Genomic DNA, 20,056 nt, shown 5'->3' with positions numbered 1-20,056 from the left:
TTCAATTTAAACAATTTTCTATGAACAATCCTATAACCATACTAAGTACTATTAGTATGGTTAATAGTAGATTAATTAACAGACTCAACTTTTTTGATTTTTTTGGAATATACAATGTCCATTAAATGTTCCTTTAATTGCTGTTTATCATGCTTTGTAAATGTATTTATCAATTCAAATAAGCTATCTTGCTCTACTGCAATTGTCTTTCCAATATATATTTTTTCATAAATTGCCTTAGGGTGTACTTCATCCTCTCCTAACAGTTCCTCATACAATTTCTCACCAGGCCTAATACCAGAATATTTAATTGGAATTTCAGATTCTGTGTAACCAGATAACTTAACCAAATTCCTTGCTAAATCGACAATTTTAACAGGCTCACCCATATCCAATACAAAAATCTCTCCACCACGTGCTAGTGTACCTGCTTGAATAACGAGTCTTGATGCTTCCGGAATCGTCATAAAATATCTTGTCATATCAGGGTGTGTAACTGTAACCGGACCACCTTTTTCAATTTGTTTTTTGAACAGTGGAATTACACTACCACGACTACCAAGTACATTACCAAATCGTACAGCAACGAATTTTGTCTTACTTGATTTGGCTAAGTTCTGCACAACCATCTCAGCCACACGTTTTGTTGCGCCCATTACATTAGTAGGGTTAACGGCTTTATCTGTAGAAACTAAAACAAAAGTATGAATGCCAAAAGTATCCGCCGCATCCGCTACGTTCTTTGTACCAATGATATTGTTCTTGACTGCTTCGTGTGGATTGTATTCCATTAATGGAACATGTTTGTGTGCTGCTGCATGATAGATAATTCTCGGATTATGATCCTGAACAATTTCGAAAATTCGTTCACGGTCTTGTACATCTGCAATAATAGGAATAATTTCAATATCTGAATCTTTGTATTTATTTCGTAACTCCATGTCAATTGAGTAAATACTAAACTCACCGTGTCCGACTAATAGAATCTTGTTTGGCGTAAATCGGATTAACTGCCTGCAAATTTCAGACCCGATTGAGCCTCCTGCTCCCGTTACCATCACGGTGTTATTTGTGACATATTCTGAAATAGAATCAATATCTAATTCGACTGGCTCTCGACCGAGTACATCTTCTACATCGACATTTTTTAATGAACTAACTGAAATTTTACCCGAGACTATATCCTCGATTTTCGGCACCATCTGTACTTTTTTATTAGTGTTATTGCAAATAGTAACTAATTCAGATAATGCGGCATTTGTTAATGAAGGGATTGCAATAACGATTTGATCGATTTCTAAATTAGACACTACCTCAGGAATTTCTGCTGTGCTTCCTGCAACCGGAATATCATACAATTGCATTTTATGCTTCGATATATCATCATCGACAAAGGCTACGGGCAATAGATCATTATGCTGCTGTTCATTTTTTAACTGCCTTGCGATCATAGCACCAGCTGATCCTGCACCGACAATTAATGTTCGTTTTTTGTTTTTCTTATCGTGCATAAAACGGTCGCGGTAAACTCTCCAGACAAATCGCGATCCTCCGATAAGCATAATATGTAGTAGCCATGTAACAATAAGTGCTCGCTTATAAATCGTAAAATCATTGAATAAGTACTGTACAATTGCTGTCGCTACGATTGTAAAGGTTATTGCCTTCACAATCGCAATTAATTCACCAACACTCGCATATGCCCATACCTTGTGATAGAGCTTATAAATAGAGGCAAACAAGTGATGAAAGAGAAGCAGCGCAATGGACGTAATTGCCACTACTTTCATATTCTCTAACGAATAATTCGGATAGACTATCCAGGAAGCGATAAAAATGGCTGTGCTTACAATGATTGAGTCTAGTAACACTAATAATAATATTCGTTGTTTATACCCCATCAGTAGATCCCTTCCATCTCATTATTATTGTCTCACTTTACATTCACTTGCCAGTTGATCAATTAATTCGCGCACTTCAGGACCTATTTCTTCATTTTGTATCGCAAATTCAATCGTCGTTTTGATAAAACCAAGCTTTTCACCTACGTCATATCTTCTTCCATCGAAATCCAAAGCAAATACACTTTGAGACTGATTTAATTGCTGTATAGCGTCGGTTAATTGAATTTCACCACCGGCACCAATTTCTTTTTGTTCTAAATATTGAAAAATTTTTGGTGAAAGGACATAACGTCCCATGATCGCTAGATTCGATGGTGCTGTACCCTTTTCTGGTTTCTCTACAAACTGCTTGACAGAGTAACTGTTGCCATCCTTTTGATTTGGATCCACAATGCCATATCGATGTGTTTCGTTTTCCGGTACCTGTTGCACGCCGATGATGGAACCACCTGTGCGTTCATACTCATCAATCAATTGTTCCAAACATGGCCTGTCTGACTGGACAATATCATCACCAAGCAATACCGCGAATGGTTCATTTCCGATAAATTTGCGAGCACACCATACAGCATGACCAAGTCCTAATGGTTCTTTTTGTCGAATATAGTGTATATCCACACTGGCAGGTTGTTTTGCTTTTTCTAACAGCTCTAACTTTCCCTTTTTCAGTAAGTTATCTTCTAACTCAAAGTTATTATCAAAGTGATCCTCAATCGCACGTTTCCCTTTTCCTGTTACAATAATAATATCTTCTATTCCTGATGCAATGGCTTCTTCTATTATGTATTGGATCGTTGGTTTATCAACGATTGGCAACATTTCCTTAGGCATTGCTTTCGTAGCCGGTAAAAACCTTGTCCCTAAACCAGCTGCAGGAATAATTGCTTTTCTGACTTTTTCCATGGATCATCATCCTCCAAATCGCCTTTTTAAAGATATATTTAAAATACACCTTTAATACTAGACTGTATCCTTCATGCCTTAACAATTAGAAAATTCCCAAAATCTTTCTTTTCTTAACTCTTTCCGGAACTTCTCCGATCACATGCTCACCATTCACCATATACTGTGCATTTTCCATCAACCAATAAAGCACATCGGTTCCAAATTCATCCTTAATGACGGTATGTGCATCATGCATAACAAAACCTCGTGTTCTAGTGTTATGTGCATCAGAGGCGATAAAATGCGTTAGATTAGCTTCTATTAATTGCAAACTTAATTTCTTGATCTTTTTCCCAAACTTTCCAGCGATACTTGCAGCAGTTAACTGAGTCAATGTACCATTACTCACTAAGTCATATAATATATTCGGGTTTTCCATAATTTCTTTATTACGCTCGGGGTGAACAATGATTGGCTTGATTCCTTGTAATTGCAGATCAAACATCAATTGTGTCGTATAACGCGGGACATGGTTGGAAGGCAATTCCACGAATAAATAACCACTATTCTCATTAAGTGGTAGTAAATTCCCTTCTTCTAAATCGGTAACCATATCTCCATTTATCCGTGTTTCTTGACCGGGTAGGATTGTTAGAGGTATTGCTTCTTCTTGTAGTCTAGTATTCAATTGATCTACTGCTGATATAATATCATCTTTGTAGTTATCATAGCTGCCATTTAGATGATGTGGAGTTGCAATAATCGTTGTAATTCCTTGCGATACGGCAATTTTCGCCATTTGCACACTTTCCTCGGTATGTTTCGCACCATCATCTATACCTGGAAGGATATGACAATGAATATCAATCATCTGATTCATCGCCCCTTTATATAATCTAAATTGTCACATTTGTGTCACATTGTTATTTTAGAATAATTATAGCAGTACTTGGAAGAAATGAAAACAGTAGAATGGAAACGATTTTTGTCGATTTTGATTTATTTTGTAAAATAATTGTGGAGGACTCCATTTTTGGCTTATATCAAACCAAAAATCTTCTTTTTCTTGATTCGAACCGGCTCCTCCCCTTGTACTATTCTTCCATCTAATAAGAGGCTCCTATTCTCTTGCAAGACATAAATTTGCTCGATAGATAATGTCTTCTTCAAAGAATCCCAAGCTGGCTGTAAATAAAACTGTTTAGCATCAGCAGTATCTGAACTTATAAAGTGAACAAGGTTGTGTTTTAATAAATGTTGAGTGGTCTTTTGAATTTTTTTACCCTTCTTGCCATTGATACTTCTAGCACTTATTTGTACCAGTGCACCATTCTTAACCAGGCTATATAAAATATTTACATCCTTTTGAATATCAATATTCTTCTCAGGATGTACAAGAATCGGTTTGTAGCCTTTTAATTGTAGATCATAGCAGAGTTGCGTTGTATACTGGGGGATTTGGTCATGCATCAATTCTAGAAATATGTAGGTTGGGTCGTTACCATATGTCATGTACTTTCCTTTTTCCAAATCTTCTTCTAAATTACCGTGGATTCGAACTGTCTGACTAGGTAATATCTCCACGTTCACACTTTCTTCTATCAATTTTTGATTCAATGTTTCTACATAACTCGTGATCGTATCTTTATTAATTTCTTGTATGCCTTGTACATATTTCGGAGTAGCAATAATAGTCTTGATGCCAGCTTTTTCTGCTTCTTTCGCTAATTGAAGCGCAGCTAGTTTATCTTTCACACTATCCTGATTTACTGGAAGAATATATGGATTGATATCCAACATTTCTACCACCCTTTCCTTGAGAACTCAGAAATTTACAAGACTTCCGTATCGTTCTGTATAAAGAATATCACATTCGTTATAGTTTGAGAAGCATAACTCGACGTATTACATTAATTTTACAATCGAACAGGTAAAATAAGGAAAAGCCTGCTGACTATATATTCGTTCGTCAACAGGCTTTTCTGTACGTATATTATTAATTTCCGTAATAATAATAGTGCGCTTTATTCTGTTCGCGGTCGTTCAACACGACTCCTAACAACTTTGCATTGCCAACCTCTAATAACTCTTTCGCCTTGATTGCTGCATCATTTTCCGTCTGGTTACTTCGAACAACCATCACCGCACCATCACATATATTCGCTAGTATTTGGGCATCGGTAACCGCAAGAACCGGTGGGGTGTCAAACAAAATGATGTCATATTCTTCTTTCGCTCTTCCAATCATGTTCTCCATTGCTCTGGAACCTAATAATTCAGATGGATTGGGTGGAATAGGACCACAGCTTAACAGATCGAGACCTTCCACATCACTGCTGGATGCAGATTCTTCTAAGATTGACTCTCCTACTAAAACGCTACTTAATCCTCTTCTGTTATCCATGCGAAATGTATAATGCAACGTTGGCTTCCGCATATCGGCATCAATAAGCAACACCTTCTTACCTTGTTGCGCAAATACAATCGCAAGGTTAGCGGTAGTCGATGACTTTCCTTCTGACGGACCAGACGACGTAACCAGCATGGTTTTTAAATCTCCGTCAACGGAAGAGAACTGTAAATTCGTTCGAATTGTTTTGTACTGCTCAGTAATCGGGGAGCGTGGGTTCAATTTCGTAATTAAGTGACGAACGTTCGATACTTTAGACTGTTTTTTTCTTCTGACCACTAAAGCTCCCCCTCTCTCGTTTGTGACTGATGGAAACGGGCTTTCCCATTGACATCATATCTTTCTCATCAATATGGGAGATCACACCAAGTACAGGTAATTCTAATGTTTTTTCTACATCTTGTTCTGTCTTCACCGTGTTATCGAGGTATTCAAATAAGAACGCTAAACCTACTCCGATCATGGCACCGATGACAAGGGCAATCGCTGTATTCAACATTGGCTTCGGATTTACAGGTGTTGGGTCTGCTGGTACTACTGCTTCCGATAAGACACTGACATTATTAACGTTCATTAATTCGGGTAAATCCTCTTGGAAGATGGCTATCGTCGTATTAGCAATGTCAGCTGCTACATCAGGATCTGTATCGGTCGCGGATAGTTTCACTACTTGAGAGCTTTCTGAGTTGGCCACAGATATCTTCTCGCTAAGAGCACTAGGAGAGATCGTTAAATTCAACTCTTCAATCACTTGATCTAATATACGATTACTTGTGAGAATGTCATTATATGTATTGATAATTTCTAAGTTAGATCTAATTTGATTGATATCGACACTATTCGTTTCACTTGTATCCTGATTAACTATAAACTGCGTACTAGATTGATAGGTTGGGGTTAAAATAAAAAAACTGATAATTGCTGCTGCTCCTGCTGCACCAACCATTAACAAAACAATGAGCAGTAAACGCTTTTTTAACACTTCAAAAATCTCTTTGAGTGATATCGTTTCTTCCATATTTTTGTAACCTCCGCATGTAATGTATTTCTGACTGCTGCTGTCCAAGACACACTATATTCGAAATTATAACATAATAGTATTTTTTATGACATATAAATTCTCATCTTTTATGTAAAATTCATACATAAATTGTATAAATACACAAAAATAAGCCTGTGCACTTAGTGACACAGGCTTCTCACTTACTTATGATACATGAAACCATTCATTACGAAATGCCGTTATAACAGCATTCGTTCTGTCCGGCACTTCCAATTTGCGTAAGATGGAACTAATATGATTTTTAACTGTCTTATCGGTGATATAGAGTTTTTGACTGATCCGCTGATTACTGTAACCTTTCGTTAAGAGCTCCATGACTTCCCACTCGCGATTGGTAAAGACGCCAACTGGTCTTGACTCTTTACGATTATAAATTTGGCGATAATCCCCTAATAGGACAGGTGCAAGATCCTGGTGAATATAATGATTCCCTGCAACGATTTTATCAATGGCATCAATCAGTTCTTCTTTTTCCATTCCATTAAAGAAATAGCCGTGTAAATTCATTTTGAACAGTTCGGTTAGATTATTGTGATGTGGATTCTCCGTCCAGATGATGATTTTCTTGTTATTTTCCACATATTTTTCAACAAGTGACATTATGTCATTTTTCGTATCGATATCAATGATTAACAAATCAATGATATAGTCACGTAATTTCTCCTGTTGTTTCGGTTCCACTGCGATTACATCATAGTTCTTGAATTCCGTCGAAAGCACCCCTACCAAACCCTCGCGATAAATAGAAGCTTCTTTCACAATTGCAATTCGCATGTTTTTACCTCCTCTTTTTTATTCCCAAAAAAAATGACTATTCCTGAAAAAAAGCACAGAAATAGCCTAAAATGACAAAAACTTTCTTCGTCACACACACGTATCCGATTAGTGTAATTTTAGGTAACCAGGCGATCATAGGTATAAGATGTCGAATTAAAAACCCGTAGACCCTAGGCTTTGCGTCCTACCCTTTCGAGCAGTTTGCCTTTATCAAATACTTTAATTATCTATGTCTATCATACCGTTTTCCTAGTTTAATTGCAATAACCATAATATTCTAATAGCGAAAATGAATCAAATGACATGGTAAATTGAAGAAAAATCCATTTATAAAGGCTGAATGAACTATATGAAATTGCTGAGTTCTGTCGAAAATGATCTGTTTTTGACATTGATAGAAAGAGAGGGTTTGGGGATAGTTATCTTTTTCGGCTGGTTATGTAGGAAAGATACAAGGAGGCAGATAGTAAAAATATAATCAGAAGCGATTGTAAGACCATACATGATCATCCTTTTTTTATAAGGTTTGTTCATCCATTTATCTTGAATTCAATGTTTTTTTATTATACCGAATAGATTAGTAGGTTTTCAATAGCGAATAAATTGTATTATTGTTGGATTTTGACGAATCGTATAAATTTGTTAGTTGATACAAAAAACATGGATCTATAGTTGACCCATGTTTATCCTTGTACTTAACCTATCAACGGACGAAGTTCTTACTTAATCAAATGTAGACACATCAGATTGGTATGCTCTATTTCTCTTTTTTCTTCGTCACAGCTTTTTTCAGTTTCCCTGCTAAATCACCGGATGCATGTTGCATATATTGGTATATAATATCCAATACGTCTGAGGAAACTGTAGCCAATCCATCTGCTATATTTTCAATCAAATCTCCTTGTTCTTTCTGGGAAAGTGATTCAAAAAAAAGTCCTGCTTGTGTAAAATCATTCTGTTTTTCAATGTCAGATCGTTGAAGTGTACCTTCTACAAATCGATCATTACCGCTAGTAACTAAATCACCTGGCCACCAATCTGCCTCTTTGTTTACTGGTACATTTCGGAAATCCGGACCAATACGATAACGTTGAGAATCCCAATATATATTTGCACGACCTTGTAACATTTTATCATCGGATAGCTCAGCCCCCTCCAATAAATTCGATGGGGAGAAGGCAGCCTTTTCTACTTGCTCCATGTAGTTATCCGGATTTTTGTTTAACACCATACGACCGACAGGATGAAACGGAAATTGTTGCTGATCCCAAATCTTCGTATCATCTAATGGGTCGTACGGGAGGTTAGTTGCTTGATCTGGATCCATCACCTGGACATACAATCCATATTCCACAGGTTCTCCTTTTTCAATCGTATCATATAAATCCTGACCGGCAATATCCGGGTTTTCCCCTGCTAATTTCACTGCTTCATCATTACGAATATACTGTTGCCCTGCCATTGGTGACCAAACATACTTGACATAATATCGCTTTCCTTTTGCGTTTTTCCAAACATATGTATTCACACTATAGCCTGGTATATGTCGCAAACTTTTAACTGTACCGAGATTAGAGTACACAAGTAGTGTGAATAATAATGACTCTGGTGCTCTCGCAACGAAGTTCCAGTAACGGGTCGGATCGATTAAGTTGTTTTTGGATGATGGAAGAAATGCCTTAATCGCTTCAGGGAAGCGAATCGTGTCACGTACCGAAAATACTGGTATATGATTGCACATAAGATCAAAAATGCCTTCTTCTGCATAAAATTTGGTTGAAAAACCCCGCACATTTCTGGATGTATCTGGTGTTCCTTTTGTACTAACAGCAAGTGAAAATCTTACAAATACCGGCACCTGCGTTCCTGGTTCTTGTAAAAATGAAAGAGACGTATAATTAGTCATAGAATATATGGTTTCAAAGTAACCAAAAGCACCCCATCCCTTCACATGCACTGGCCTTTCTGTAATCTTCTCGTGGATAAATGTCTGTAATGTTTCATGTTCTATACTGTCTTGTTTGACAATTGGCCCTCGTTTGCCTACTGTTTGCGAGTGAAGCTTAGCTGGCAGGTCTATATTCCATTTATAGGTCCTTGCTGAAGATTGCGTTTGCTTGGAAGGATTCCGTGAAGTATGGTTATTTTGCAGATTTGTATCCTTATTACTCATAAATTCCCCACCATCCTTTTCAGACTTATTTCTTTAAAGAGTATGATAGGAACTTAATACATATAACAACAAGATAAATCGTTCCGTATTAAGCATGATGAAAAGAATTTTCAAGGGGTACCACCCAATAGCTGGTAGACATAGGAAGCCGATTATCTAAAGCTGTGACAATTATGAGTCCATCAGAAAGCTGGAATTATCGCAATCTAACCGATTAAATCTGACGATCCCCTGTTAGAATCCATGCATATTTAAGAATAAATTTGAAATAATAAGCAAACAAATTATTGAAATGAGGTGAGCATAATGAAATTTAAGAAATTAGCATTTGGTGTATTTACCGCCATTCTTTCCACTTCCTTATTAGTCGGGTGCGGAAATGGTAATGATGAACAAGAACCAGATCCAACCGAAGAGCCTTCTGAAGAACAAAATCAGGAGGAATAGGAAATAGAAAAAGAGTAACATATCGAAGCAATGTCCTATAATATGTAGTTGTTTCATGCGGTGTTGTCAGTGGGAGATGTTTCACATTAAAATTATAACTCTCACTGAAGACACCCTTATTTGTATTTTAGGAGTGCTTCTTTAGAAAGAAAAACCTTTTCCAGTGGGATTTTCGGACACGACCTGTGTTATTAGTAACCGCATATTTCCTACGCTTAAGGGAGTGCTACATCGTTAGGTACAGCTAATAGCAGTGGTGATAGGCATTAGGTTATTTATTAGAATCAACCATGTATACCCTTTTAGGAAGCGAAGTGGTCTCCGGGAGTGGTATTCAAACATATTTCATTTCTGACAGTCTTTATCCGCTCTCCTTCTTTGTATACAAGAAAACATGGATCAAGAGCTGATCCATGTTTATCCTTTGACCGAGCCTGCTAATAAACCACGGACAAAGTACTTCCCTAATAAAATATAGACTAATAAAGTCGGCATGGCGGCGAGCAAGGCACCTGCCATCTGCACGTTCCACTGGACGATTTGACTGCCGGATAAGTTCTGCAATGCCACCATGACAGGCTGGGCATCATTGTTGGTAATCGTGACAGCGAAGAGGAATTCATTCCAGATGTTCGTGAATTGCCAGATCGCTACCACGACGAATCCGGTAATCGATAATGGCAGGATGACTCGTCGGAAAATACCGAGAAAGCTTGCGCCATCCACTTGTGCTGCTTCTACCATTGAATCCGGAATGTTCGCATAGAAATTGCGGAACATCAATGTTGTAATCGGTAAGCCGTAAACGACATGTGTGAAGATCAGACCGTAAATGGAATTATAGAGACCGATCGAATTCAAGAATTGGATTAATGGAATCAGGATACTTTGATACGGAATAAACATCCCGAATAAGATCATCGTGAAAATAACTTCAGAACCTTTGAATCGCCATTTGGACAAGACATAGCCATTCATGGCACCTAAGATTGCGGATATTAATGTCGCTGGAATGACCAAATATAAACTGTTTAAGAAATTTGGCGCCAGCTTGGAGAATGCTTCACTGTAGCTGGTAAAGTCCAGCGTAGATGGCAAGGTCCACATTTCCGATAACGACACTTCATCGATTGGCTTGACACTTGTGATCAGCATGACGTATACAGGTGTCAGGAAAAAGAGCGCGACGACGCACAAGACTGCATATTTGCTGACTTTTTTTATGACCATTAGGATGCCCCCCTTCTGGAGTTGATCAAATACGGTACGATAAAGACGGCGACAAGTAATAACATGATAATGGCGATCGCTGCCCCGTTAGCATAATAGTTACCACGGAAGGTCGTCTCGAACATATAGACACCGGGCACATCGGTTACGAAATTGGCACCGGAACCGGTCATCGCATAAATCAGATCAAATATTTTCAATGAAATATGGGCCATGATAATGATGACACTCATCGTAATCGGCGTCAGCATCGGCAAAATCACTTTGCGATAAATTTGCAGTTCGGACGCTCCATCGATTCGGGCCGCTTCTCTCAGCTCATCCGGTATGCCGGTCAGTCCAGCGACATACATCGCAAGTGAGAAGCCTGTCATCTGCCATACCGCAGCGAGCACGACGGAGATGATGGCTACAGGTAGACCGAATTCGATACTGCCCCACTGGAAGCCAGCCAATATATTGGTGTCGGTATACCAGAGTGGTTCCATTCCAAATAATTTTAAGAATTGGTTATATCCGGTAGATGGATTCAATAGCCATTGCCATACGACACCAGTGACAACGAAGGAAAGAGCCATCGGGAATAGAAAAATATTGCGGAAAAGTGCATTCATTTTTTTGGTTTGGTCGAGCAGGATCGCTAATGTTAATCCGACTAAAATAACCAATCCAATAAATAAAATCGTAAAAAAGACGGTGTTCCGTAAATCCGCCTGGAATCGGTAATCGCCAAATAGATAGATATAATTTTTCAAACCAGCAAAGGATAGATCCGGCATCAGCGAGTTCCAGTTACTGAGCGACACCCATCCGGTCCAGCCGATAAAGCCATACACAAATATCAGGATGAGGATAAAAGATGGCGTCAGGAATAATAATGCCATAAGCTGATCTTTCGTGATTCTCATTGGATTGTCCTCCCATCATTGTTTTCTTTTTCGTTCTTGTTTGCTATGTGGTGCTGCTTTGTCATGTGGCGGATGGATTTATTCGCGACTCTCACACTTTATCCGCGACTCCCACTTCTTCATAACGATGGCTCGCGCTAGCGCGAGCCATTGATTTTATAGGTCTCCTGCTGCTTGTTGTAGTTTTTCGATGAATTGGTCGACGTTTTGCTGGGTGACGAAGATGTTGACTTCTTGGTTGACTTTGGTCAGGAAACCTTCTGCTGCGGCGGAGCCGTGAGCCAGACTTGGTGTCAGGTTGTTGTTTTGGAAGTCTTCCATCGTGTCGGTGCCATATTCATCGTATTTGGATTTGTCTGCGTCCACTCGTGCAGGGATCGAGCCTTTTAATGGATTGAAGGCGTCTTGCCCTTCTACAGAGCCTAGTACGGATAAGAATTCTTTCACTTGATCTGGATTCTCTACGCCTTGTGGCAGACCGAATGTATCGGTGATGACCATGAAGTCTTCGGTTGTACCTGGGAAGGCGAAGTAGCCGAAGTCGACATTTGTTTCGAGCTCAAGATCGTTGTTGAAGTACCCTTTTGCCCAGTCTCCCATATTCGTCATCGCTGCTTCTCCTTCTCCAACTAATTGGGAAGCATCTTGCCAGTTACGAGAGGCGTGGTCGTCGTTGATATAGCCTAAGATCGTTTTGAAATTTTCTGCTGCTTCGCGGACGCGTTCGTCATCGAAGCCGATTTCGCCTGCGAATAAAGCGCGGTAATCATCTGGACCTAGTGATGCTAATAGTAGGTTCTCGAAGATTTGGGTTGCTGTCCATGCTTCTTTATCCCCTAGTGCTAAAGGTGTGACACCTGCGTCTTGGAGCTGACTTAGGACGTTGATAAATTCGTCGATAGTTGTTGGTACTTCAATGCCATTTTCCTCAAATACTGCTTTGTTGTAGAAAATGACGTTGCCACGGTGAATATTGACGGGAACGGAATAAATATTGCCGTCTTTACTTACCATGTCGATTAAGTCCTGTGGGAATTTATCCATTAAGCCTTGTTCTTCATAGAAATCGTTTAATGGTTGCATCATGTCTGCTGCTACCCAGCTTTCATTCAATTCGGCACCACCGTGAACCTGGAAAGTGGATGGCGGATCATTCCCTTGCATACGCGCAGCAAGAACCGCTTTGGCATTGGTACCTGCTCCACCGGCAACCGCCGCATTCTCTACTTCTATATCTGGATGCTTTTCCTCGAATAAATCAATAAGTGCTAATAAACCATCTTCTTCCCCTGCACCAGTCCACCAGCTGAAGATTTCGACTTTGCCACCGTCTCCAGATGCTTCTTCGGAGTCTGATGAAGTATCTTCGGATGTACTGTCATCGGTGGTGTCGCTAGCATCATTGGAAGCATCCTCATTTCCTCCACACGCGACTAACGCAAACGTTAAACATAATAATGCAAGCAACGCTAAACTTTTTTTCAACATGTTTTTACCCCCTTGAAATAATAGAAGCGCTTTCAACTATGATTATATAGAGAAAACGCTTACGATTGGTTATTCCATTTCTGTAATATATTACGAAAATCTTCACTATTTTAAGATGTGCTGTTGATATTGCTTCGGGGACAGGCCGACTTGTTTCTTGAATACCCTGCTAAAATAGTTCGGGTCGCGATAGCCGACATCCGAGCTGATTTGTTTTAATGTCGCCTGATTTTGCTGGAGCATTTCCTTTGCCTTGGTAATCCGGATCTCAGTCAGGTAGTCACTGAAGGTAGTGCCGGTCGCCTCCCGAAAGGAATTCGATAAATAATTAGTGCTAAGATTGGTGTAGGACGAGACATCCTCCAGACTGATCTGCTCATGATAATGATCTTCAATATATTGCCTGGCACGCTCCATCTTGTTCTTGGAATGGTAATAATGACGCAATTCCAGACAGACGAGATGAATGAAATCATGCCACGTCTCCTTGGAATAAAGGTTCTCGACTGCCATATCAGGAAAATGGCAGCCTTTCTGCTCGATCATTTGTTTGATTTTGAAATAGGCTTCCATATCTAATTCCGCTGCAATCTCATCAAACAGCGACCACACCTGCTGTTCATCTCCCTCATGAAGTGCAGCCATAAATGGTGTGATATCCGTCGTTTCTATTTGTTTCGGCGGAAAGCCATATTGCTTCTGCCCTGCCTCTGTCAATCGGCGCAATGCTTGTTTCGCTTCATAATAGGAATGTGATAGCTGCTCCAATTGTGAATACGGATGACCAATCCCGATATAGATACCTGTTTCGAGCTGGAGCTGGCGCATCTTTTTTAACACGGTGGCATTGTCGAGCTGTGACTGTGATGGATAGAAGCCTATCTTCTGATACTGGATGTATGGCGCTGGCAGATCGACTTGCTCACTCATAACAAAGAAGAAGCCACTTTGCATATCTGGAAAAAGACTTTGCTGCAGCTCCGCGGCATCTTCCCCCTGGATCAATTTTGTAAGAAAAAGGCTGCGTCTGCTCTCGATGATTTGTCGTTCTTTGTTAATTTCGGATTCGACACGACGGATCGCCCGGATCGTTTCTCCCTTTTTGCTCGGTTTCAGAATGTATTCGCGCACGCCTATCTTCATCGCCTGTTTGGCATAATCAAACGAATCATAAGCAGTCACCATAATAAATTTAATCATGGGATGGGCTAGATAAATCTTCTCCATCGCTTCGAGACCGTTCAGTCCCGGCATCTTGATATCCATCAGCATAATATCGGGCATCAGTGATTCGGCGAGCTCGATCGCTGTCCGTCCATTGACCGCTTCCCCCACTACTTCCATATCGTGAAAATGCTCTTCTAAAAATTTGCGCATCGCTTTGCGCTCGAGCATTTCGTCTTCCGCTATCACGATTCTCATGCCACTTCCCCCTTTTTTTTCTGTTTCCGTTGTTGTTACTGTTCGGTTACTAATGGCTGCTTCGGCAAAATGAGACGAATGGTCGTACCTTTTCCAATGGTTGAATCAATCTCCATTACATGCTCTTCCTGATAAAACAGCTGTAATCGCTTGATGACATTGGCAAGTCCAATTCCAGTGACATGGCCAATGTGCTCCTCATCCTTCATCTGAAGCAGTCTCTCTTTCTCCTCCTCACTAATGCCTACTCCGTTGTCCTTTACTTCCATCCAGATTTCGTTCGCTTTTTCGATCATATTTACCTTGATTTTGCCGCCTTGCTCCAACGATTCGAGACCGTGAATAAACGCATTCTCGACAATTGGCTGCAGCGTGAGGCGTGGAATCACGATATTCAGATGATCGGCTAATGGCTCCATTTCGAATTCGATCCGCTCCATAAAACGCATCCGCTGAATATGGACATAATCGTGTACCATTTTCAGTTCGTCTTCGAGATGGACAAATTTATGTAAATCACCGAGACTGTGACGCATCATCGAGGCCAAGGATTCGATCAGATCCGATGTTGACGGTGCATCCTCCAAATAAGCCATCTTCGCTACTGTATTTAAGGTATTGAACAAAAAATGCGGGTGAATCTGATTTTGCAGGTGCTTTAATTCCAGTTCCTTCATTAACATATCCTGCTCTGATTGACCTTTGATTTCTTTGATCAACTGCTGGATGTTGGTTCGCATGTTGTTAAAGGAATCACCGAGCAATTGCAGTTCATCACTCGAATCAATTTGAATCAGCTCTCCATCAAAATGACCATCCGATACCTCTTTGGCTGCCTCTGATAATTTTTCGACCGGGCGGTGAATGCCACGTGCAAAACGGATAGCGATGTACCCGCCAAAGATAATGCTCGTGATCAGCAGGAAAAGCGTAAAATATTTAAACATTTGATTTCGCTCTTGCATATCTACATAAAGCGTCTGGTAATCTGTCAAAGATGTATCCAATAATTCCAGGGTTGTTTCCTGTATGTAATTGGCCGTGCTCTGCACCTCTTTCATATGTGCGGTGTATTGCTCGATGTCGTCACGCAATACGAAACCAACGGTCAATTCCGACTGGTAGATTAAGGCGTCAATCATATTTGTATAGTTTTTATACTGAATCGGTGTACTGTCTGTCAGTAACGGCTCGACCTGCTCTTTCAGTGTGCTGCGCGTGTCGTAATAAGCTGCCAGATCTGCCTGTTCACGTTCCAGCACATAAGCCTTGGTCGCATCAGACAATTCGATCGCTGTTTGTGAAATCGTATTGAGCCTCAGTAGAGAGGTAAAGCTGTCATGGTATTGCTTCATTAGTTGATTGGAGCTGACGTAAATGGAAATCGTAACAATATTAAATAATAGAATAATAACGGCAAAAATAACTGTTAGCTTCGATTGAATCGTCCGTCCGCTGATATGATGATAGAACCATTGCTTCATTGTGCTTCACCTGCTTCGATTGGTGCGATCAATTCTCCATTATGGATATCGGAAGAATCTACGATGCCTGTATCGGTAAAGTAAATCGGTGATACGTGCTGATGCTGTTTCAATTGATACATCAGGTTAACCGCTCGTATCCCCATTTCTTCAGGATACTGGGCAACAGTGGCGTCAATGTGCCCTTTTTCCATTTCTTCGAGTGTTTCTGGTAAAATGTCGAACGCGATCACGTAAGGACGCTGCACCGGCTCCATCTCCTTGATCCCTTGGACAATGCCGATGCCATCAAGTGCACTCGTGCCAAAAAAAGCGGTAATATCAGGATGAACCTTCAGTAACTGATAGGTCGCTTGCGCTGCACCTAACTCGGTTATATGGGATTCTGCTACGTCAATCAGTTCAATGCGGTTGGATTCATTAATCGAATCCCGGAAGCCATTAAGCCGCTCGACTTGATTTTGCGCAGAGGACAATCCGATAATGACGCCAACCTTTTGCGGGCCTTCTGTTTCTTCGATTAACCTCTTTCCAGCCAAATAGCCGGCCTGATAATTGTTGGTCCCCACATAGAAAGCACGGCCACTTTGGGCATTATCGGTATCTACCGTCGCAACCGGAATATTGCGGTTGGCTGCTTTTTGAATCAGTTCCTGAAAGGTGTCGTCATTCATTCCTTTTGTAATAATGCCATCAACACCCGCCGCTATCATGCGGTCAAGCGTGGCGAGCCGCTCCTCGGTATCTGTTACTTTCGGTCCAATATATTCTAAATAACTATTATGCTTCGCGGCTGCTTCTTTTGCCCCTTTTTCAATCAGTCGCCAATAATCATTGCCGACTTCCTCTGTAATCAGGACAAAATGGTAATCATAGGAATGCGCTGCCGTCATTTCACTTTCAATATAAAATGTTTCCTTTCCATAGTAAATCATTAGGGAAAAAGGTACTAAAAACAGTATGAGCAGACTCCCTTTTTTTAGGTATTTCATAGGTATCGCCTCCTGTCTTATTTCATTGTAAGCATTTACATTTTATTTGTCTATTGTGTGTGATGAGTGAGATAATAAATATATTATCTTGAAATTAATCTGATATATATTTAATATGACAAATCTTTGGAGCTTGATCTGCTATTAAGGCATTAGACTATTTTTGCGACAATCTCCAATTCTCTCTACATTACTACAAAAAAAGACACCTCTAGTGGGTGCCTTTTTCTGCTTATTCCTTACTGTTTCTCTTGGTTGATCCGTTCTCTGATAAATGATAGTTGACTGACTACCGTCCTCGTTTAAAACGGAATTGGATACATATAGTCTTGTTTTAATCAAAATTATAGAGCAATATCGGTTCAGTATTCACATCATCATAGCCCATCACACCTGACTCGCCAATTAAATTGTATATTTCTTGTTGGCTCATTCCAATAGTTAAATCATGCCGTTTTTATATTTTGTGTTGGTGATAGTTGAAGGTTCTGATGGTTCTAGAGAATTTCCTTTCATTTCACTTTGTCCCTATTCTTCCCTATATTGGCAGTGCTAGTGCTCTTCACTTTTGACTTCATCAATAGATGGGTACATTTATACATTCGCTGGTTCTTTTGTTAATACTTTTTTATTCTGAATAGAGAACAGAAGTTCAGACAATAGATCATAATCGTGTTTATCCACAGCATATTGCAAATAATCAACAAAATCCTTCCATTGGTTTTCACTATCGAAATTTTGTGCAGCCATACATGTGCTATTCGCTAATACTAAGCGTTGTGCCCAACTAGCTAGTGGATGAGTAATATCAATAGGTAGTGACTCGATATGTGCTAAATCTTGGATTGTTGTCACTAGTTCGTCTGTTTGATTATCCCTTAATTGTAAAAATAGTAATTCCCGTTTTTCATTATCTTCTGGAGTAATACACTTTTCAAAGTACATACGGTCTAATCTACTTAGTAAAATGGCAGCTTTTCCTTTTGTATCATTGGTGACCTTCTCTCTAATTTCAATTATTTTGGAAATGTTCTCTTCTTTAAAAGGACCATGATATCCGGTTTTTTTGTCCATATAACGCAAAATTTGTGCGCCACCTAACCCAATGCCATCAGTTCCTGTATAAATGACCTGGGGTAAGTGATTGAATCTAAATCCTGCAGAGAAATAAGTAATTAATCCCTTTTCATGTGCTCTATGAACCAATGTTAATGCTTCAGCAAAGCTAAGTTGCTCAATTACACACTTACTTGGATACGTATTAGCTGTTCCATCCCAAGTTACTTTCTCAAAGCCACCTTCTTGCACTATTTCGATTCCTATCATGCCAATTTCAAATCGATCTGTAATTAATTTTGGTTTACCATCATTTTCATTCATTGTTTTTTCACGATCATCTAAAATAGGCGTATTGATGTTAAAAGCAGCAGCTAATGTTTGGGTATGTGGATCTCTTCTAACATTACCAGCCATATATTTCAGGAATTGTATGGCTTCCGATGCAGTCATATTTTCAATCGCTAATTTGCATTCCGTTAAGCCATCCATAAAAATGGCTGAACATGCTGCAGACAATGTATGAACAGTTTTCACAGCAGAAGGTTTAAAATCACTTTCGAATAATGGTCTACCTACATATGACGAAGAAGGAGCATCGTTTCCGACATTCAATTTGACTTTTCCAATAATATTGAAGTTAGGTATACGATACGGTTCAACTAATTCACGATCCTGATACCTTCCTCTTTCAAGGTGTTCAATGTGAACAATAACACCTTGTAGATCTTGATTAGATTTTACAGTTCCATATAAATGCCCTATACCGGGGTCTGTAATGGAGGCATATGTTTGAACATCACGAAAGCCTGTATTTCCCCATGGAATAATTGCCCCATCCGGTCTGTGGCCTTTTTCTAATAATACATATGCTAAACGAATTGCAAGTCTTTCCTCGTAAGAAGGCAAACGGCTGGCTTTTCTCAAGTCTGTGATAAGCTGGCTAATTATATTTAAATATTGGGAGTTTGACAATTCTTGAGGTGGCAGATTATTGGCATTTCCAGTTTCTAGTGTTATTCCTAAATAGAAATTATCATCTTTTACATATAGTTTACTAGAATGATTTGGGTTATTTTCAGTACATGCTTCTAGGTGAAGATTGAGCAACGACAGAATTTGATATACATTATCCAATAAAATCCTGGAATCCTGTTTTCGTTCCAATAGCTTGTTCATTTCATGAAGGAGAAGTGTTTGAAATACTTCTAAATCTGTAAATTCCTGTACCAACAATAGTAATTCATTTCGAATTTGTTCGTAAAAATCTTCGAGTTTATAGTATTCAGAAATAACGTATGGCGTATTTTTAGTAAACTCATCATCTGTAGGAGCTATTTCTTTTGTCTTTTTTATCCTTAGCTCTTCCATCGCATCTAAAAGATCGGAGAAAATAGCACGTTTCAATAGCCCTTCATTAAATTTTATATAACCAGATTTCAATAAATGACTTTTTTTATAATCCACATTTGTTTTTACCATTAGAAAATCCTCCCATTTTATAGTTTAATGCAAAAAATACGATAAAAAACTTGATAAGGAATTTCAAAAATAATAAAATGGTATAAACAGAATAGAAAACGCTTTCTGTTAGTCGTTATCTCTTATGCGGCCAAACATCGGGAGGTAACGACCTATCCATTTTTCAATGAAACCCTTAAAATATTAAATTTCACCCCTCCTTTTTCAAATTATGTTTTTTGTTTCATCTCCCCTTTCATAATTATTTTCCCTAAAAAAGGAATTTCAATAGTTCATAACTATTATAGATTTATTGATATATTTTGAAAAGTAGATACATTCTTCTATTCTAATTA

The 20,056-nt window shown here is 39.2% G+C and carries 16 protein-coding genes and 1 riboswitch; of the genes, 1 reads left to right on the top strand and 15 read right to left on the bottom strand.

What is annotated here, in order from left to right; genetic code table 11:
* Window positions 1-71: 71 nt before the first annotated feature.
* The 8 genes from MUN88_RS09785 to MUN88_RS09750 all read right to left on the bottom strand — a co-directional run bounded on the left by MUN88_RS09785 (window position 72) and on the right by MUN88_RS09750 (window position 9,212).
* On the bottom strand, window positions 72-1,901 hold the full coding sequence (locus MUN88_RS09785) for a polysaccharide biosynthesis protein (protein ID WP_244723865.1): 1,830 nt from the start codon (window positions 1,899-1,901) through the stop codon (window positions 72-74).
* A gap of 24 nt (window positions 1,902-1,925) precedes the next feature.
* Window positions 1,926-2,807 carry a UTP--glucose-1-phosphate uridylyltransferase GalU gene (gene galU, locus MUN88_RS09780; RefSeq protein ID WP_244723863.1) on the bottom strand — a complete coding sequence of 294 codons (882 nt, stop codon included), beginning with the start codon at window positions 2,805-2,807 and terminating at the stop codon, window positions 1,926-1,928.
* A gap of 85 nt (window positions 2,808-2,892) precedes the next feature.
* Entirely contained in the window at window positions 2,893-3,660 is a 768-nt protein-coding gene (locus MUN88_RS09775) for a tyrosine-protein phosphatase (protein WP_244723861.1), read from the bottom strand.
* A 167-nt stretch (window positions 3,661-3,827) separates the two neighbouring features.
* Window positions 3,828-4,589, bottom strand: coding sequence for a tyrosine-protein phosphatase (locus tag MUN88_RS09770; protein ID WP_244723858.1), 762 nt, complete (start codon window positions 4,587-4,589; stop codon window positions 3,828-3,830).
* Window positions 4,590-4,785: 196 nt separating this feature from the next.
* Window positions 4,786-5,478, bottom strand: coding sequence for a CpsD/CapB family tyrosine-protein kinase (locus tag MUN88_RS09765; protein WP_244723855.1), 693 nt, complete (start codon window positions 5,476-5,478; stop codon window positions 4,786-4,788).
* Window positions 5,453-6,217: a YveK family protein gene (locus MUN88_RS09760; RefSeq protein ID WP_244723852.1), complete on the bottom strand. Its 765-nt coding sequence runs from the start codon at window positions 6,215-6,217 to the stop codon at window positions 5,453-5,455. The genes MUN88_RS09765 and MUN88_RS09760 overlap by 26 nt, the downstream gene beginning before the upstream one ends.
* A gap of 189 nt (window positions 6,218-6,406) precedes the next feature.
* The gene (locus tag MUN88_RS09755) at window positions 6,407-7,036 is read right to left on the bottom strand and encodes a response regulator transcription factor (protein WP_244723850.1); all 630 of its coding nucleotides are present in this window, start codon (window positions 7,034-7,036) and stop codon (window positions 6,407-6,409) included.
* Between the two features lie 119 nt (window positions 7,037-7,155).
* Window positions 7,156-7,255, bottom strand: a riboswitch (cyclic di-GMP riboswitch).
* 541 nt (window positions 7,256-7,796) lie between these two features.
* Window positions 7,797-9,212 carry a catalase gene (locus tag MUN88_RS09750; protein WP_244723848.1) on the bottom strand — a complete coding sequence of 472 codons (1,416 nt, stop codon included), beginning with the start codon at window positions 9,210-9,212 and terminating at the stop codon, window positions 7,797-7,799.
* A 306-nt stretch (window positions 9,213-9,518) separates the two neighbouring features.
* On the opposite strand from MUN88_RS09750, the gene MUN88_RS09745 reads away from it, so the two are divergent.
* Window positions 9,519-9,659: a hypothetical protein gene (locus MUN88_RS09745; RefSeq protein ID WP_244723846.1), complete on the top strand. Its 141-nt coding sequence runs from the start codon at window positions 9,519-9,521 to the stop codon at window positions 9,657-9,659.
* A gap of 417 nt (window positions 9,660-10,076) precedes the next feature.
* On the opposite strand, the gene MUN88_RS09740 is transcribed toward MUN88_RS09745, so the two are convergent.
* From MUN88_RS09740 to MUN88_RS09710, 7 genes are all read right to left on the bottom strand, one after another.
* Window positions 10,077-10,889: a carbohydrate ABC transporter permease gene (locus MUN88_RS09740; RefSeq protein WP_244723844.1), complete on the bottom strand. Its 813-nt coding sequence runs from the start codon at window positions 10,887-10,889 to the stop codon at window positions 10,077-10,079.
* The gene (locus MUN88_RS09735) at window positions 10,889-11,797 is read right to left on the bottom strand and encodes a carbohydrate ABC transporter permease (protein WP_244723842.1); all 909 of its coding nucleotides are present in this window, start codon (window positions 11,795-11,797) and stop codon (window positions 10,889-10,891) included. Before MUN88_RS09735 ends, MUN88_RS09740 begins: the two co-directional genes overlap by 1 nt.
* A 156-nt stretch (window positions 11,798-11,953) precedes the next feature.
* Window positions 11,954-13,285, bottom strand: coding sequence for an ABC transporter substrate-binding protein (locus MUN88_RS09730; RefSeq protein WP_244723841.1), 1,332 nt, complete (start codon window positions 13,283-13,285; stop codon window positions 11,954-11,956).
* A 105-nt stretch (window positions 13,286-13,390) separates the two neighbouring features.
* Window positions 13,391-14,707, bottom strand: a complete 1,317-nt coding sequence (locus MUN88_RS09725; protein WP_244723840.1) for a response regulator — start codon at window positions 14,705-14,707, stop codon at window positions 13,391-13,393.
* Window positions 14,708-14,742: 35 nt separating this feature from the next.
* Entirely contained in the window at window positions 14,743-16,191 is a 1,449-nt protein-coding gene (locus MUN88_RS09720) for a sensor histidine kinase (RefSeq protein ID WP_244723839.1), read from the bottom strand.
* A complete protein-coding gene (locus tag MUN88_RS09715) occupies window positions 16,188-17,183 on the bottom strand; it encodes a sugar-binding protein (protein WP_244723837.1) in 996 nt (331 codons plus the stop codon). Before MUN88_RS09715 ends, MUN88_RS09720 begins: the two co-directional genes overlap by 4 nt.
* 594 nt (window positions 17,184-17,777) lie before the next feature.
* Window positions 17,778-19,721 carry a hypothetical protein gene (locus MUN88_RS09710; RefSeq protein ID WP_244723836.1) on the bottom strand — a complete coding sequence of 648 codons (1,944 nt, stop codon included), beginning with the start codon at window positions 19,719-19,721 and terminating at the stop codon, window positions 17,778-17,780.
* Between the last annotated feature and the right edge of the window lie 335 nt (window positions 19,722-20,056).

It is taken from the genome of Gracilibacillus caseinilyticus, from assembly GCF_022919115.1.
GTDB lineage: Bacteria > Bacillota > Bacilli > Bacillales > Amphibacillaceae > Gracilibacillus > Gracilibacillus caseinilyticus.
Note: the sequence above shows the minus strand (reverse complement) of the source record. Positions and strands in the feature narration are given on the sequence as shown.

Coding starts and splice junctions, on each gene's coding strand:
- MUN88_RS09785 (WP_244723865.1), bottom strand. CDS start 1,901: ATGGGGTATAAACAACGAATATTATTATTAGTGTTACTAGACTCAATC.
- galU (WP_244723863.1), bottom strand. CDS start 2,807: ATGGAAAAAGTCAGAAAAGCAATTATTCCTGCAGCTGGTTTAGGGACA.
- MUN88_RS09775 (WP_244723861.1), bottom strand. CDS start 3,660: ATGATTGATATTCATTGTCATATCCTTCCAGGTATAGATGATGGTGCG.
- MUN88_RS09770 (WP_244723858.1), bottom strand. CDS start 4,589: ATGTTGGATATCAATCCATATATTCTTCCAGTAAATCAGGATAGTGTG.
- MUN88_RS09760 (WP_244723852.1), bottom strand. CDS start 6,217: ATGGAAGAAACGATATCACTCAAAGAGATTTTTGAAGTGTTAAAAAAG.
- MUN88_RS09755 (WP_244723850.1), bottom strand. CDS start 7,036: ATGCGAATTGCAATTGTGAAAGAAGCTTCTATTTATCGCGAGGGTTTG.
- MUN88_RS09750 (WP_244723848.1), bottom strand. CDS start 9,212: ATGAGTAATAAGGATACAAATCTGCAAAATAACCATACTTCACGGAAT.
- MUN88_RS09745 (WP_244723846.1), top strand. CDS start 9,519: ATGAAATTTAAGAAATTAGCATTTGGTGTATTTACCGCCATTCTTTCC.
- MUN88_RS09740 (WP_244723844.1), bottom strand. CDS start 10,889: ATGGTCATAAAAAAAGTCAGCAAATATGCAGTCTTGTGCGTCGTCGCG.
- MUN88_RS09735 (WP_244723842.1), bottom strand. CDS start 11,797: ATGAGAATCACGAAAGATCAGCTTATGGCATTATTATTCCTGACGCCA.
- MUN88_RS09730 (WP_244723841.1), bottom strand. CDS start 13,285: ATGTTGAAAAAAAGTTTAGCGTTGCTTGCATTATTATGTTTAACGTTT.
- MUN88_RS09725 (WP_244723840.1), bottom strand. CDS start 14,707: ATGAGAATCGTGATAGCGGAAGACGAAATGCTCGAGCGCAAAGCGATG.
- MUN88_RS09720 (WP_244723839.1), bottom strand. CDS start 16,191: ATGAAGCAATGGTTCTATCATCATATCAGCGGACGGACGATTCAATCG.
- MUN88_RS09715 (WP_244723837.1), bottom strand. CDS start 17,183: ATGAAATACCTAAAAAAAGGGAGTCTGCTCATACTGTTTTTAGTACCT.
- MUN88_RS09710 (WP_244723836.1), bottom strand. CDS start 19,721: ATGGTAAAAACAAATGTGGATTATAAAAAAAGTCATTTATTGAAATCT.